Source organism: Mesorhizobium sp. LNJC391B00, assembly GCF_000502535.1.
In the GTDB taxonomy this organism is placed as follows: domain Bacteria; phylum Pseudomonadota; class Alphaproteobacteria; order Rhizobiales; family Rhizobiaceae; genus Mesorhizobium.
Genome location: NZ_AYWI01000005.1, coordinates 1 through 14,053 on the forward strand (window position 1 = coordinate 1; position 14,053 = coordinate 14,053).

General features: G+C 63.3%; 16 protein-coding genes and 1 pseudogene. 6 read left to right on the forward strand and 11 right to left on the reverse strand.

Going from position 1 to position 14,053, the window contains the following annotated elements:
- Window positions 1-1,266: pseudogene (locus X750_RS01000000162885) on the reverse strand (peptigoglycan-binding protein LysM); the annotation flags it as partial.
- 124 nt (window positions 1,267-1,390) lie between these two features.
- Between X750_RS01000000162885 and X750_RS151290 the strand changes: the two are divergent.
- Complete coding sequence (locus X750_RS151290; protein WP_023705376.1) at window positions 1,391-2,002, forward strand: TIGR00730 family Rossman fold protein; 612 nt, start codon at window positions 1,391-1,393, stop codon at window positions 2,000-2,002.
- A 31-nt stretch (window positions 2,003-2,033) separates the two neighbouring features.
- Here X750_RS151290 and X750_RS151285 read toward each other — a convergent pair whose 3' ends face one another.
- The 9 genes from X750_RS151285 to cysS form a co-directional block, all read right to left on the reverse strand.
- Window positions 2,034-2,720 carry a glutathione S-transferase family protein gene (locus X750_RS151285; RefSeq protein WP_023731976.1) on the reverse strand — a complete coding sequence of 229 codons (687 nt, stop codon included), beginning with the start codon at window positions 2,718-2,720 and terminating at the stop codon, window positions 2,034-2,036.
- Between the two features lie 11 nt (window positions 2,721-2,731).
- On the reverse strand, window positions 2,732-3,661 hold the full coding sequence (gene rarD, locus X750_RS151280; RefSeq protein ID WP_023747450.1) for an EamA family transporter RarD: 930 nt from the start codon (window positions 3,659-3,661) through the stop codon (window positions 2,732-2,734).
- Window positions 3,662-3,800: 139 nt separating this feature from the next.
- A complete protein-coding gene (gene cimA, locus X750_RS151275) occupies window positions 3,801-5,417 on the reverse strand; it encodes a citramalate synthase (RefSeq protein ID WP_023684468.1) in 1,617 nt (538 codons plus the stop codon).
- Between the two features lie 187 nt (window positions 5,418-5,604).
- Entirely contained in the window at window positions 5,605-6,561 is a 957-nt protein-coding gene (gene pip, locus X750_RS151270; RefSeq protein ID WP_023747451.1) for a prolyl aminopeptidase, read from the reverse strand.
- 8 nt (window positions 6,562-6,569) lie between these two features.
- On the reverse strand, window positions 6,570-7,046 hold the full coding sequence (locus tag X750_RS151265; protein WP_023747452.1) for a GFA family protein: 477 nt from the start codon (window positions 7,044-7,046) through the stop codon (window positions 6,570-6,572).
- On the reverse strand, window positions 7,043-7,534 hold the full coding sequence (locus X750_RS151260; RefSeq protein WP_023747453.1) for a GFA family protein: 492 nt from the start codon (window positions 7,532-7,534) through the stop codon (window positions 7,043-7,045). Before X750_RS151260 ends, X750_RS151265 begins: the two co-directional genes overlap by 4 nt.
- Window positions 7,535-7,556: 22 nt before the next feature.
- On the reverse strand, window positions 7,557-7,943 hold the full coding sequence (locus X750_RS151255; protein WP_023673572.1) for a VOC family protein: 387 nt from the start codon (window positions 7,941-7,943) through the stop codon (window positions 7,557-7,559).
- Window positions 7,940-8,344 (reverse strand): endonuclease domain-containing protein, encoded by a 405-nt coding sequence (locus X750_RS151250; RefSeq protein WP_023684473.1) that lies wholly within the window; start codon window positions 8,342-8,344, stop codon window positions 7,940-7,942. Before X750_RS151250 ends, X750_RS151255 begins: the two co-directional genes overlap by 4 nt.
- Before the next feature lie 350 nt (window positions 8,345-8,694).
- Complete coding sequence (gene cysS / locus X750_RS151245) at window positions 8,695-10,128, reverse strand: cysteine--tRNA ligase (RefSeq protein ID WP_023747454.1); 1,434 nt, start codon at window positions 10,126-10,128, stop codon at window positions 8,695-8,697.
- A 390-nt stretch (window positions 10,129-10,518) separates the two neighbouring features.
- On the opposite strand from cysS, the gene X750_RS1000000164445 reads away from it, so the two are divergent.
- Complete coding sequence (locus tag X750_RS1000000164445; RefSeq protein WP_023673568.1) at window positions 10,519-10,674, forward strand: hypothetical protein; 156 nt, start codon at window positions 10,519-10,521, stop codon at window positions 10,672-10,674.
- A 137-nt stretch (window positions 10,675-10,811) separates the two neighbouring features.
- On the opposite strand, the gene X750_RS151240 is transcribed toward X750_RS1000000164445, so the two are convergent.
- The gene (locus X750_RS151240) at window positions 10,812-11,570 is read right to left on the reverse strand and encodes an SOS response-associated peptidase (protein ID WP_023747455.1); all 759 of its coding nucleotides are present in this window, start codon (window positions 11,568-11,570) and stop codon (window positions 10,812-10,814) included.
- A gap of 125 nt (window positions 11,571-11,695) precedes the next feature.
- On the opposite strand from X750_RS151240, the gene X750_RS0132680 reads away from it, so the two are divergent.
- From X750_RS0132680 to X750_RS151225, 4 genes are all read left to right on the forward strand, one after another.
- Window positions 11,696-12,103, forward strand: a complete 408-nt coding sequence (locus X750_RS0132680) for an NUDIX hydrolase (protein WP_023753097.1) — start codon at window positions 11,696-11,698, stop codon at window positions 12,101-12,103.
- A gap of 68 nt (window positions 12,104-12,171) precedes the next feature.
- The gene (locus X750_RS151235; RefSeq protein ID WP_023705383.1) at window positions 12,172-12,549 is read left to right on the forward strand and encodes a TIGR02301 family protein; all 378 of its coding nucleotides are present in this window, start codon (window positions 12,172-12,174) and stop codon (window positions 12,547-12,549) included.
- A gap of 328 nt (window positions 12,550-12,877) precedes the next feature.
- Entirely contained in the window at window positions 12,878-13,135 is a 258-nt protein-coding gene (locus X750_RS151230; protein ID WP_023673564.1) for a hypothetical protein, read from the forward strand.
- 106 nt (window positions 13,136-13,241) lie between these two features.
- Window positions 13,242-14,045 carry a hypothetical protein gene (locus X750_RS151225; protein ID WP_023705384.1) on the forward strand — a complete coding sequence of 268 codons (804 nt, stop codon included), beginning with the start codon at window positions 13,242-13,244 and terminating at the stop codon, window positions 14,043-14,045.
- Window positions 14,046-14,053: the final 8 nt, after the last annotated feature.

A 14,053-nucleotide genomic window follows, 5' to 3' on the forward strand; every position in this document is an offset into this window, starting at 1 on the left:
GCTGGCGCCGCAGGCTCCGGAGCGGCCGGTGCTTCGGCAGCAGCCGGTACGGCCGGCTCAGCAGGCTTTGCTTCGGCGGGCTTGGTCTCGGCGGGCTTGGCCTCCGCGGGCGCTACAGCGGCGATCGCCTCGCCGGGTTCGCGCTCGAACGGTACGGCGGCACGCGCTACCACCTTCACGCCGTCGGCATCGAGACCGTCGACATGGATGGTGTAGTTGCCGACCGGGATATCGCGCGTTGCCTCGACCAGGAAATGACCGTCGGGCGAGGTCACCGCATCGCCAAGCAGGATATCGTTGGCATAGGCGCGCACCTTGCGGCCGGCGTCAGCCAGACCGGCAACGAAGATCTTGTTGCCGTCGATCTCGACCGCTTCGACGACGATCTTGGGTTCAGCCACGGCGGCAGCCGGCGGCGTTGCAGGTACTGCTGGCGCTGCAGGGGCAGTTGCGGCTTCCACAGCCGGAGCAGCAGGTGCTGTTTCAGCGGGAGCGGCAGGCGCTGCCGCGGCCACGGCAGGCGCTGCCGTAGCAGGCGCCTCAGCGGCTGGGGCAGCAGCCTGATCGCCGGCGGCCGGTGCCGCGGGCTTGGTCTCAGGCGCCGGGACGCTAAGCAGCTCGGCCGGCTTGCCGGGTTCCTCGACCATCGCCAGCACCTGGCCGGCGGCGTCCTTGGGAACCGAAACGACGGCGGTCTGCACCGAAGGCGTAACCACTTCGCCGGTCGTCGAGCGCAGCGCAATCGTATAGTCGCCGGGCTTCAGTGGATCGTCGAGGACGATGACGAAGGCGCCGTCCGGACCGGCGACCGTCGAGCCGAGCACCGTCGAGCCGTTGAGAATCTCCACCTTCGCATTCGGGGCCGCATTGCCGGCAATGACGATCGAGCCATTGCCTTCGACGCGCACGACGTCGAAGCTCGGCGCAACCGGCCCGGCCGTGGCCGGCGCGGGAGTTGCTGGGGCTGCAGCCGGCGCGGCAGGTGCCGCCGGAGCCGCAGCTTCGGTCGCGGGAGCGGTTGCGTCCGCAGGTGCAGCCGGAGCCTTGACATCGGCGGGCGCGGNCGGGCGCGGCAGGCGCCGGCGGCAGCCTTCCCTCGGTCCCGGAATCGGCCGGCTTCTCAGCCGGCGGCGTCAGCGCTGCAATCTCCGCTGGCGGCTTGGGGTTGAGATACGGGTCGAGTGCGCCCGATACATAGGCGGTTCCGACGATCGCGACGGTCCCACCCGCCGCGAACAGAAACGCCTTCAAAGGATTAATTGCCATATTTCCCTGCCCCTTAGCCACCTAAAGCCGGTCTAGCGTGTTTTATCTGGACCGACAAGAAAAAGCCCGGGCTTGTCAGCCTCAGGGGCTTGACCCCGCATTCAGACCCAATCACCAATCACGCATGAACACGATTCGATCCGTCTGCGTCTACTGCGGCTCGTCGCCGGGCCGCGATGAAATCTATGCCAAGGCCGGGCACCTGCTTGGCCGCTCGCTCGCCAAAGCCGGCCTGCGGCTGGTCTATGGCGGCGGCACCAAAGGCATTATGGGCGCAGTCGCCGAAGGCGCGCTCAAGGCCGGCGGCAAGGTAACGGGCATCATTCCGCGCTTCCTCATCAACAAGGAGGCGACCGAAACCGCGCTTGACCGGCTCGACGAGTTGCTGATCACCGACAACATGCACGAGCGCAAGCACAAGATGTTCGAGAAATCCGACGCCTTTGTGGCGCTGCCCGGCGGCATCGGCACGGTCGAGGAAATCGTCGAGATCATGACCTGGGGCCAGCTCGGCCATCACCGCAAGCCGATCGTCTTCGCCAACGTTCAAGGGTTCTGGGATCCGATGCTGGCGCTGCTCGACCATATGGCCAGCGAAGGCTTCATCCACACCGCACAGCGGGTCAGGCCGCTGGTGGTCGAAGACCCCGAGGCAATCGTCGCCGCCATCATGGTGGCGGGGTCGTCGGTCGATGCCCCGACGGAAGGCGTGCAGTCGGTGATTGATAAGATGTGATAGTGAATAGTGAGAGAGGCCCCGCTGCCCATCACGCCGTAGCGCGAAGATCCTCGACGATGGTGCCGGCGGCAGCGACCTCCGCCTCATGGTCCGGCTCCCGCCAGGTCTCGGCGAGACCCGCCGCATACCATTCCTGCATGGCCGGCAGGCCAAGCAATTGCGGGGGATAGGCTGCAGCTGCCCCTTCGAAAGACAGCCCATAGGATAGCACACGGAACGCCACCGGAGCAAAGAAAGCGTCGACGGCGGTAAAATGGCCGCCGGCAAGGAACGGCCCGCCGAACAGGGCAAGGCCATCGTTCCAGAGATCGCCCAAACGGAACAGATCCTGCTTCAGCGCGTCCGACATCGGCAACGGTTTCACCCGCAAGCCGCAATTCATCGGGCATGCGCCGCGCAAGGCCGTGAAACCAGAATGCATTTCGGCGGCGGCCGAGCGCGCCCAGGCTCGCGCATTGGCCTCGGCAGGCCACACACCATGGTGGCGCTCGGCGAGATACTCGGCAATAGCCAGCGAATCCCAGACAGCCCAGCCGTCATCCACCAGGCAAGGCACGCGCCCGCTGGGGGAGAACGCCCGGTAGAGATCGAAACTGGGCCCGGTCGGAAACGGCGTCAATTGCTCCTCGAACGGAATGTCGAGGGTGCGCATCAGCACCCATGGCCGCAGCGACCATGACGAATAGTTCTTGTTGGCGATATGCAGCACGTACATCGAAAGGCTCCCTACTTCGGGGCCAACGCCACCGGGCGGATTTCACGGCCACGAAACATCGACCAGGAATACATCGCCAATGCCGCCCAGATCAGCGCGAAGGCAATTGCTTGCGTGGTGCCGAACGGCTCGTCGAAAATCAGCACGGCGATCAGGAACACCATGGTCGGTGCGATGTACTGCATGATGCCGATGGTGGAGAGGCGCAGAAGCTTGGCGCCGAAGGCGAACAGAAGCAGCGGCACCGAGGTGACTGGGCCGCAGCCGATGAGCAAAGCCATATCGGTGCCGTTGCTGGAGATGAAATGGTCCTGGCCGTTGACGAGCAGGAACACGATGTAGGCAAGCGCCGGCACCGAGAGCAAAAGGACTTCGAGCAGAAAGCCCTGGCTCGGGCCGATCGGCAGCGTCTTGCGGAAGAAGCCGTAGGCGGCGAAGGAAAAGGCCAGCGCCAGCGACACCCAGGGCAATTTGCCGGCGTCGACGGTGAGCACGGCAACTGCGACCGCCGCCAGCAACACGGCCGCGATCTGCAGCCGGTCGAGCTTCTCGCCGAGCAACAACGCGCCGACGACGATGCTAACTAATGGGTTGATGTAGTATCCGAGCGCGGTCTCGACGGTGCGGTCGACCGAGATCGCCCAGACATAGATGGCCCAGTTGACGGAGATCAGGGTCGCCGTCAGCGCCGCCATGGCGATGCTGCGCGGCGAGCGGATCGCCGCCTTGAAATCGGCTGTGCGGCCGGCCCAGACCAGCACTGCAGCAGCAATCGGCACCGACCAGACGATGCGGTGGGCGATCACCTCGATCAGCGGCAGATGCGCAACCGCCTTCATGTAGAAGGGCAACAGGCCCCATAGCAGATAAGCGCCGAGCGCGAGGAGAAAGCCGCTGCGGGCTTTGGAGTCGGCGTCGGGCTGGATCGTGTCGCTGGCCATGGCAACCGCTATGGCCCAGTGGGCCATCCAAAACCATCGCAAAATTATGATGGATCAATGGACTTCCGCTGATGGCTCAAGGGGCGGCGCCAGTTCCTCGCCCCACTTCGGGGGGCGAGGAAACCCACGTCTTGCAACCCTACTCCGCCGCCACCAATCCCGCCATGTCGCGGTTCTTCATCAGCTTGTAGACGATCGAATCCATCAGCGCCTGGAAGGAGGCGTCGATTATGTTTTCCGACACGCCGACCGTCCACCAGCGTGCGCCGGTGCCGTCATGCGATTCGATCAGGACGCGAGTGATCGCCTCGGTGCCGCCATTGAGGATACGCACCTTGAAATCGGCGAGCTCCATGTCGGCGATCTCGCTCTGGAATTTGCCGAGGTCCTTGCGCAACGCGATGTCGAGCGCGTTGACCGGGCCGTGGCCTTCGGCCACCGACATCTTCTCCTCGCCCTCGACCATCACCTTGACGATGGCTTCGGAGACCGTCTTCAACTGGCCGTTGGCATCGAAGCGGCGCTCGACCATGCAGCGGAACGAAGTGACGTTGAAGAACTCCGGCAGGCCGTGCAGCATTTTGCGCGCCAACAGCTCGAAGGAGGCATCGGCGCCCTCATAGGCGTAGCCCTCGGCCTCGCGCTCCTTGACCACCGAGATCAGCGCATCGAGACGATGGTCGTCTCTGGGCACATCGATGCCGCGCCGCTTCAGCTCGGCGAGGAAATTGGCCTTGCCGCCCTGGTCCGAAACCATAACGCGGCGGCGGTTGCCTACCGCCTCGGGCGGCACATGTTCATAGGTCGCCGGCTCCTTGGCCAGTGCGGAGGCATGGATGCCGGCCTTGGTGGCGAAGGCCGAGGCGCCAACATAGGGCGCCTGCGCTTCCGGAGCACGGTTCAGCAATTCGTCGAAGGCGCGGGAAAGCCGGGATATCCCGGTCAGCGCCTCGGCCGAGATGCCGGTTTCAAACCGATCGGCGAAGGCCGGCTTCAGCGCCAGCGTCGGTACGATCGAGACCAGATTGGCGTTGCCGCAGCGCTCGCCGATGCCGTTCAGCGTGCCCTGGATCTGGCGCACGCCGGCCTCGACGGCGGCGAGCGAATTGGCCACCGCTTGGCCGGTGTCGTCATGGGCATGGATGCCGAGATGGCCGCCCGGAATACCTGAAACAATGACCTTGTCGACGATGGCGCGCACTTCCGAGGGCTGCGTGCCACCATTGGTGTCGCACAACACCACCCAGCGCGCGCCGGCATCATAGGCGGTCCTGGCGCAGGCCAGTGCGTAGTCCGGATTGGCCTTGAAGCCGTCGAAGAAATGCTCGCAATCGACCATCGCTTCCTTGCCGGCGGCAACAGCTGCTTCGACCGACGCGTTGATCGAGTCGAGGTTTTCCTCATTGGTGCAGCCGAGCGCGACGCGGACATGATAGTCCCAGCTCTTGGCGACGAAGCAGATGGCGTCGGACTTGGACTGCACGAGCGCTGCCAGGCCCGGGTCGTTGGATGCCGACACGCCTGCCCGCTTGGTCATGCCGAAGGCGACGAACTTTGCCTTCGCCGTGCGCTTCTGCTGGAAGAAGGCGGTGTCGGTCGGATTGGCGCCGGGATAGCCGCCTTCGACATAGTCCATGCCGAACTCATCGAGCAGCTTGGCAATCGCGATCTTGTCCTCGACGGAAAAGTCGATGCCCGGCGTCTGCTGGCCATCGCGGAGGGTTGTGTCGAAGAGATAGAGGCGTTGTTTGGTCATTGTTCTGTTGGCGCGCGAGCACCCCCCTCTGGCCTGCCGGCCATCTCCCCCTCAAGGGGGAAGATCGGCAGCTTTAGCGTCGGATCGTTTCCTGCAGCGACGGAGATTTGCGAAAGCGCCGATGACAGCCAATCTCCCCCCTTGAGGGGGAGATGTCCGGCAGGACAGAGGGGGGTGCCACGCGCTGTCATTTCCCCGCAAACCCATCCGTCGCGCGTATCAGCCGATCCAGAATCCCCGGCTCCGAATAGGAATGGCCGGCGCCTTCGATGAGGTGGAAATCCGCCTTCGGCCAGGCCTTGTGCAGGGCCCAGGCATAGCGCGCCGGGCACGGCATGTCGTAGCGGCCGTGGACGATTGTGCCGGGAATATCCGCGAGCTTATGGGCATCGCGCAGAAGCCGCCCCTCCTCCAGCCAGCCGGCGTGGACGAAATAGTGGTTCTCGATGCGGGCAAAGGCGATGGCGAAGTGGTCCTCGCCGAACTTGTCGCTGGTCTCCGGCTCCGGTAGCAGCGTGATCGTCTCACCTTCCCACAGGCTCCAGGCAAGGGCGGCTTCCAGCTGCGCCTTGCCATCGGCGCCGACCAACCGCCTGCGGTAAGCGGCCATCATGTCGCCGCGCTCGGCTTCAGGAATTGGCGCCAGGAAACGCTCCCATTTGTCGGGGAACATCTCGGAGACGCCGAACTGATAGTACCATTCGAGTTCGGCGCGGGTCAGCGTGTAGATGCCGCGCACGACAAGCTCGCTGACGCGATTAGGATGCGTCTCGGCATAGGCCAGCGCCAGCGTCGAGCCCCACGAGCCGCCGAACACCAGCCATTTTTCGAAGCCGCACATCTCACGCAGCCGCTCGATGTCGGCAACCAGGTGCCAGGTGGTGTTGGCCTCGAGCGAGGCGTTGGGTGTCGATTTCCCGCAGCCGCGCTGGTCGAACAGGATGACGTCGTAAAGCTTCGGGTCGAACAATTGCCGATGTTTTGGCGAGAAGCCGCCGCCGGGACCGCCATGCAGGAAAACGGCCGGCTTGGCGCCCCTGGTTCCGGAGCGCTCCCAGTAGATATGATGGCCGTCGCCGACATCGAGCATGCCGGACTCGAACGCCTCGATCTCTGGATAAAGAGTACGAAGTTCACTGTTCATTTCATTGCTCATATCTTCAGGCCGTGCGCGGGCCAGTCCGTGGTTTCGTGGTCGGGATGCTGGAAGGAGATGATCTGCTCCTGGCGGGAGTAGAAATCCGGATCCTGATGCACGGGCTGGTCAAAGATCGTTTCCACCCAAGGCAATCGGACCGCGTAGTTGACCTGGATCTGCGGCGCCAGATCGGAGCGGTCGTCGAAGGCGCCGATGGCGATCTCCAGTGCGCCAGGTTGGCGATAGGTCAGCGGTGTACCGCAGCGGGAACAGAAGCCGCGATCGATGTTGACCGACGACTGGAAATAGGTGGGCTCTTCGCGCATCCATTCGACGCCATCCTTGGGCACTGTCACCAGCGCGCCGAAAAACGAACCGAACTGTTTCTGGCACATGCGGCAATGGCAGATGGACGCCCGGCCGAGCTTGCCCTTGATGCGGAAACGCACGGCACCGCACTGGCAGCCGCCGGTTCGAACTTCATCGGTCATAACTTTTCCTCTGGCGCCCATTGTTCGGTGTCATGGTCGGGATGCTGGTAGGAGACGAGCTCGGCGAGATAAGGCGCCGACGACATGTCGGCCATAGTGTCCTCGCCCGGCAATTGCGGGATGGTATCGACATAGGGAAGTTTTGCCTCCGTGCCCCACTGGATCAGCGGCACGATATCAGCCGGATTGTCGAAGGCGCCGATGGCGAGGCCGATGCCGTCGGGCGCGGTAAAGGTCAGCGGCGTGCCGCAATTGGCGCAAAAGCCACGATCGACATGGCTGGACGAGGCGAAATATTTCGGTTCGCCGCGCGTCCAGTCGAGTTTGGCGCCACGCACCGAGACCAGGGGCGCGTAAAATGAGCCGAACGCCTTCTGGCACATGCGGCAATGGCAGATCGAGGCGTCACCCAGCGCACCCTCGACGCGAAAGCGCACCGCGCCGCACTGGCAGCCACCGGTGTAGATCGGCCGGTTGTCGAGGCTCATGGCGTCTCACTCCGTTTCATAGTCATTCGGGCGCATGGCAGACGGCCTCGACATTGTTGCCGTCGGGATCCAAGACGAAGGCGCCGTAATAGTCCGGGTGATAATGCGGGCGCAGCCCCGGCCCGCCATTGTCCTTGCCGCCGGCGGCGAGCGCCGCGGCATGGAAGGCGTCGACCTCGGCGCGGCTGCGCGCGGTGAAGGCGACGTGCTGATGGGTCCTCGGCTTGTCATCGCTGGCCTGCAGCCAGAACACCGGCCGGTCGCGGCCATAGCCACCGACCTTCGCGCCGCCGGTATATTCCAGTGGCACCATGTAGATCAGCGAGGCGCCAAGCGGCGCTATCGCCTGGTCATAAAAGGCTTTCGACGCGTCGAAGTCGGCGACATTGATGCCGAGATGGTCGATCATGAAACAAGTTCCTCCCTTGCTGGCGCCGGCACGTCGGCGCCGGCCAAGCCGGCCTCGATCACGATGTGCTGGCAGACATTGTCGATATCGCGGATGACGTCGTCGTTCCAGAAGCGCAGGATGGTCCAGCCACTGGCACTCAATTGAGCGCTGCGTGCCTTGTCGCGTTCTGCATCTTCTACGTCGGCATGCTGACTGCCATCAACCTCGACTACGAGGTGGTGGGCCGAACAGGCGAAGTCGACAATGTAGGGCCTAATCGGTACCTGTCGGCGAAAGCTCATCCCCATCAGCCGGTGAGCCCGCAACTCATTCCACAGTTTCAGCTCGGCATCGGTCATGACGCGACGCATGGACTTTGCATTCTTGCGCTGACGCGATGGAACGAGGTCGTGACCCATGCTCAGGCCACTCCGCGCTGGCGATTCGCGAAAACCGAGGCGAGGGCTGATCTCCCCCCTTGCGGGGGAGATGTCCGGCAGGACAGAGGGGAGTGCTGTCCCGCCAGCGTCTCAACCGGCAGCCATTGCGTTCTCAGAAAGTGACCGAAATGAAAGTGGGCAAGAAGGAACGCTGGCGTTCCTTCACACCCCCCTCTGTCCTGCCGGACATCTCCCCCGCAAGGGGGGANCAGGCCACTCCGCGCTGGCGATTCGCGAAAACCGAGGCGAGGGCTGATCTCCCCCCTTGCGGGGGAGATTGGCTGTCGCTCCGGCCTTCGCCAATCTTACAACGGTGTCTCGCGCCACCCTCACCGCTTTACCTCCCACGTCGTCACGCGTTCGCCAGTGATAGGATCCTTGCCGTCTTTCAGCTGCACGCCCTGCGCCAGAAGCTCATCGCGGATGCGATCGGCTTCGGCCCAGTTTTTCGCTGCGATCAGTTCCAAGCGCTTGGCGATCGCCTTGGCGACCGCAACCTCGTCGACCTTGGCCGCGCCGATATCGAAGCCGAGGAACAACAGCGATGCCTTCAGCGATGCGGCCGCTTCGTTGCCCTCCGCGGCCTCACCGGCAAGCTGCGTGAGCTGCTGGAAGGCGGCATAGGTGGCGAGGTCGTCAGACAGCGCCGCCACAACCTCCGCCGGAACTTGCCCTGCCGACGGGGCGAGATCGGCGGCGCGCTTCCATTTGCGCAGCGTATTCTCGGCCTCTTCCAGCTTGCGTACGGAAAAGTCGATCGGCTCGCGGTAATGCGTCATCAGCATCGCCAGCCGCAGCACCTCGCCCGGCCATTTGCGGCCGCCGAAAGTGTCGGTCTCCAGCAGTTCGGCGATGGCGTAGAAATTGCCGAGGCTCTTCGACATTTTCTGGCCCTCGACCTGCAGGAAGCCGTTGTGCATCCAGACATTGGCCATGACGTCGGTGCCGTGGGCGCAACGCGACTGGGCGATCTCGTTCTCATGGTGGGGGAAGATCAGGTCCAAGCCGCCGCCATGGATATCGAAGACATCGCCGAGATAGGCGGCCGACATGGCCGAGCATTCGATGTGCCAACCGGGCCGGCCCCTGCCCCATGGGCTGTCCCAGCCGGGCTCTTCCGGTGACGACAATTTCCACAGCACGAAATCGCCCGGGTTCTTCTTGTGAGCGTCGACGGCAATTCGCGCACCGGCCTGCTGTTCGTCGAGATTGCGCTTCGACAGCTCGCCATAATCCGGCATCGAGGCGGTGTCGAACAGCACTTCGCCGGCGGCGACATAGGCGTGGCCGCGTTCGATCAAACGTTCGATGAGGGTGATCATGTCAACCTTGCCGTCGGCGCGGCGCGCGACGAACTCGGTGGCGCGCGGCTCGACCGTCGGCGGCAAGCAGCCGAGTGCGGCGACATCCTTGTGGTACTGATCGGCGGTTTTTTCGGTAACGCGGCGGATCGCCTCGTTGAGCGTCAGGCTTCCCGACGCGATCTCGGCGCCGAAATCGCGCAGCGCACGGGCGTTTATCTTGTCGTCGACATCTGTGATGTTGCGCACATACGTGACACCAGCCTCGCCGTAGAGGTGACGCAGCAAACGGAACAGCACGTCGAAGACGATCGCCGGACGCGCATTGCCGATATGGGCAAAGTCGTAGACGGTTGGGCCGCAGACATACATGCGCACATTCGACGGGTCGATCGGGACGAACACGTCCTTCGTCCGCGTTAGCGTGTTGTAGAGGCTGAGACCCTTCGATGCGTCAGACATGCGTGCCCTTCCGGTCCGTTAAGTTCTGGAGAGAGCCTTACGTGTGCCAAGGCACAAATCGGGCTCCAGCCTGCTGGCCGGGGCGTTTGTCCACTCTGGGGAAAGATGAGGCGAAAACGTCCGGACCAGCGCGAAGCTAGCCAATAATGCAAATGCCACAAATGGCGAAAAACGTTTTCATCGGCGGCTTTATCGCCTTGGCCGGTGTTGCCGTCAAGTCGCAACTTCCGGCAAAAGCATCGCTGGTTCATAGGTCAGGAGCCGCTGAAACATTTTATTAAACATGTCGGCACAGTCATGAAACATTCGCCGGCTAGTTCACCAAAGGTCACGATTCGGTCAGATTCGGCCGGCAAACGCAGACACGGAAATGTTACAGGGAAGAGATCGATGTCACGAACCAAGCAGGAATCGAGCCGCGCCAAGCAACCGGCGCTCGCCAACCACTACCGTGCGATCGGCCCGGCCGCGATCGTCGCCGCCCTTCTCCACACCGCGAAGAATAAAAAGCCGGCGCCGAAAATCACTTCGCCCCGCGCTGCCTGAACAGGCATCGTGCCGGCCGCCGACAAGGCGTGCGCCGGAACGGAAGGCTGAGGCGCCTATAGCGCGCCTGAAACAACAGCTCTTCCTATTGAGCAGGTTCTTCCCGAAGACCGGACCTGGCTTCTTGGGAACGCGCTCTAAAACAGCGTCATCTGACTGTCGTCCGCGCCGGGCTTCTGGCGCCTGACCTTGCCGGGCTCGACGATGCCCATGTCCTGTATCTCCGGCCCGGTGTTGGCGACCTTGTTGACGAGGTCGGAGACCGGAATTGCCTCGAAGAAATCGGGCAGCGCGGGTTTGAGCAGGTCGGCCACGTCGCGCGGTTCGAGCGTGCGGCAGTCCAGCCAGCGGGCGAAATCTTCCGGCGCGATCACCACCGGCATCCGGTCATGGATATGGGCGATGCTGGCATTGGCGTTGACGGTAAGAATGGCGCCGGTGTCCATTTCCGAACCGCCCGGCTCGACATAGGTTTCAATCAGCCCGGCAAAGGCGATCAACCCGCCATGCCGCGGCCGTATCCAGTAGGGCTGGCCCTTCTTGCCGCTGCCGGATTGCTGCCACTCATAGAAGCCGGAGGCCGGCACCAAGGCACGGCGATGGCGCATGGCGGCTTTGAACGAGGCTTTTTCAATAGCGCCTTCCGAACGCGCGTTGATGAGCAGCGGAAATTCCCTGGTGTCCTTGACCCAGGTGGGGATCAGTCCCCAGCGCACCAGCATCGCCTGGCGATCCGGGAAATTCGAGCCCGGCATGCGCGGCGGCCCCGACAGCGCCATCAGCACCGGCTGCGTCGGCGCGATGTTGTAGCGGGCCGGAAAATCCTCCAGCTCCGCCAGGCCGAGCAAGGCGGCGGTCTGGTCCGGCGTGGCCGTCAGGGCAAAGCGTCCGCACATTGGAAAGCTCGATGAAATGATCCGATCGCGAAAGTGGCGATGGAACCGGCGTTGCGCAACCGCTAAAGCTCAATGCCGCCGGCCGGTCCACAAGGGTCTGGCCTCACATAGGCGAAACGAGATCGATGAACGAGCAGCGCAAGACACTTCCCGCAGTCTCGGTCGCCGTCGTGCGCGGCAGGACGGTGCTGCTGGTCAAACGGGCGCGGCCGCCGTCGCAGGGGCTTTATGCCTTTCCCGGCGGCAAGGTCGAGCCCGGCGAGACGCTGCAAGAAGCAGCGTCGCGCGAATTGCTGGAGGAAACCGGGCTGCGGGCGCAGGACTATCGTCCGCTTCGCGACATCCACATCGACGGCAGCGGCGAGAATCACCCGGTCGACTATCTGCTGACCGTGTTCGGCGCCGTTTATGCCGGCGGCGAAGCGACGGCCAGCGACGATGCCGAGACCGCCGCCTTCTATAGTCTTGATGAAATGGCGACGCTGCCGCTCGCGGGTGACGTCATGGAGGTGGCTGAAGAGCTTTTGGCCTGAAGCAGGCCCATATCTGCCCGCTCCGAGAATCGCCTTGCAGGCGACAAAATGTTTCGTCAGATAGACTTATGACCCGCACCTCGCTGTTCCTTGCCGCATGCATCGCCGCCGCCACGGCTTTTGCCGTGCAGCCGGCGCTGGCCGCCGAGTCGCCGTTCGAGCCCGGGCTGATGCGACTGGCCGAGGTGCTGGGGTCGCTGCATTTCCTGCGCAATCTGTGCGGCGAAAAGGGCGACCAGTGGCGCACCGAGATGGAAAAGCTGATCGATTCGGAAAATCCCGATCCGGAGCGGCGTGCCCGCTTCATCGCCAGCTTCAACCGCGGTTACCGTTCCTTCGGCGGCACCTATACCCAATGCACGCCGTCAGCGACCGAAGCCATCAGCCGCTACATGAAGGAAGGCGAGACGCTGTCGCGCGACATCGCCTCGCGTTACGGCAACTGACGAGCGCCAGACGGCGTTTAGCCAACGCCTTTTCGAGCACCCGCCTTGTATCCACGGCACGTTGATGCAATCTTGGTGTTGCACTTGCGCAACAGTATTAACGAAACGTTAGCGCGCGAATGCGGAATTAACTCAAACTGAAGGTTTTCATCCCGCTCACCGGTCTAATCGGCTAAGTTTGAATCGGACCGAACGCAGGCGACGAAGTTTGTAAAGACGATCAAAAAAATGTCGTATTTACAGATACTTACTTAGCCTGCGTGAGATAGGGGCAGCCCAAGCCGGATCCGACCCGTCGGACCGCCGCTTGAAAAGGTGGACATCGCAAATGGAACATGGCGTCAACGACATCGACGCGCTTGTCAGGGAAGAAAAGCGCCTGACCGCGGTGGAAAGCCATAGCGAGGCCTGGGCGGAAGGTCTGTCGGCCGGCATAGAACCTGAGATCATCGCCGAGGCAGCGCTTGAAACCGCGTTCGGCGAGATGCTGCGAGCCAATGGCGAAACCTCGGCCCTTGCCCTGCTCGATCGCATGCGTGAAAAGGTGATCGCCGGCGCCTTCGAGCCGGAGCGGTTTCGGCACTAGGCGTCGCGCGTCTCAGAGGGTGCACTGCCAGCTTACCGGTTCTTTGACGACGGCGAGTCGTTTGGGCATCATGCCTGAAGAGCCTAGGCCCGAGGAGAGGCAAGCGGTGAATTTTTCGATGTCAGGCCGGCCTCGCGGCGTGGTCCTCAGCATCTGGCTTGCCGCTTCCTGCGCCGCGGTTCCGCTGGCGCTTGTCCTGACCAGCAACCCTGCCTATGCGCTGAGCGAGATCAAGCGCGAGGAGCTTCCAGCTCCTGCCGGGCCACCAGCCAATGGTGAGACGGCGCCGTCTGAAAATTCAGTGCCAATGCCCGATCTGCCCGGCACGGCGCCACCGGCCGCCAGCCAGCCGAAATCGCCCACGGAGCCCGAACAAAGCCAACCGGAAGCCCCCGCCAACGATGGCGGCGTGGCCAACCCAAGTGCCGATCCCGAAGGGCCGGTGCCTGAAGTCGTCTACGACCTTTCCAAATTGCCGGAGCCCGTCAGGCGCATGCGCGATCTGATGGTCGAGGCCTGCGTCAGCGGCGACATCGAGAAGCTGCGGCCGCTGATCGGCAAGGGCGACACCATGACCCAATTGTCGCTGGGCGAAATCGAGGGCGACCCGATCGCGTTCCTGAAAGGGCTATCGGGCGACAAGGAAGGTCAGGAAATCCTCGCTATCCTGGAAGAGGTGCTCAATGCCGGCTATGTCCATGTAGACGTCGGCACACCGCAGGAACTCTATGTCTGGCCGTATTTCTTCGCCCTGCCGCTGGACAAGCTCAACGCCAGACAGCGGGTCGAACTGTTCAAGATCGTCACCGCCGGCGACTATGACGACATGAAGCAGTTCGGCGCCTACATCTTCTACCGCGTCGGCATCACGCCGGCCGGGCAGTGGACATTCTTCGTCGCCGGGGATTGAACGGCGAT

Coding starts and splice junctions, on each gene's coding strand:
- X750_RS151290 (WP_023705376.1), top strand. CDS start 1,391: ATGAACACGATTCGATCCGTCTGCGTCTACTGCGGCTCGTCGCCGGGC.
- X750_RS151285 (WP_023731976.1), bottom strand. CDS start 2,720: ATGTACGTGCTGCATATCGCCAACAAGAACTATTCGTCATGGTCGCTG.
- rarD (WP_023747450.1), bottom strand. CDS start 3,661: ATGGCCAGCGACACGATCCAGCCCGACGCCGACTCCAAAGCCCGCAGC.
- cimA (WP_023684468.1), bottom strand. CDS start 5,417: ATGACCAAACAACGCCTCTATCTCTTCGACACAACCCTCCGCGATGGC.
- pip (WP_023747451.1), bottom strand. CDS start 6,561: ATGAACAGTGAACTTCGTACTCTTTATCCAGAGATCGAGGCGTTCGAG.
- X750_RS151265 (WP_023747452.1), bottom strand. CDS start 7,046: ATGACCGATGAAGTTCGAACCGGCGGCTGCCAGTGCGGTGCCGTGCGT.
- X750_RS151260 (WP_023747453.1), bottom strand. CDS start 7,534: ATGAGCCTCGACAACCGGCCGATCTACACCGGTGGCTGCCAGTGCGGC.
- X750_RS151255 (WP_023673572.1), bottom strand. CDS start 7,943: ATGATCGACCATCTCGGCATCAATGTCGCCGACTTCGACGCGTCGAAA.
- X750_RS151250 (WP_023684473.1), bottom strand. CDS start 8,344: ATGGGTCACGACCTCGTTCCATCGCGTCAGCGCAAGAATGCAAAGTCC.
- cysS (WP_023747454.1), bottom strand. CDS start 10,128: ATGTCTGACGCATCGAAGGGTCTCAGCCTCTACAACACGCTAACGCGG.
- X750_RS1000000164445 (WP_023673568.1), top strand. CDS start 10,519: ATGTCACGAACCAAGCAGGAATCGAGCCGCGCCAAGCAACCGGCGCTC.
- X750_RS151240 (WP_023747455.1), bottom strand. CDS start 11,570: ATGTGCGGACGCTTTGCCCTGACGGCCACGCCGGACCAGACCGCCGCC.
- X750_RS0132680 (WP_023753097.1), top strand. CDS start 11,696: ATGAACGAGCAGCGCAAGACACTTCCCGCAGTCTCGGTCGCCGTCGTG.
- X750_RS151235 (WP_023705383.1), top strand. CDS start 12,172: ATGACCCGCACCTCGCTGTTCCTTGCCGCATGCATCGCCGCCGCCACG.
- X750_RS151230 (WP_023673564.1), top strand. CDS start 12,878: ATGGAACATGGCGTCAACGACATCGACGCGCTTGTCAGGGAAGAAAAG.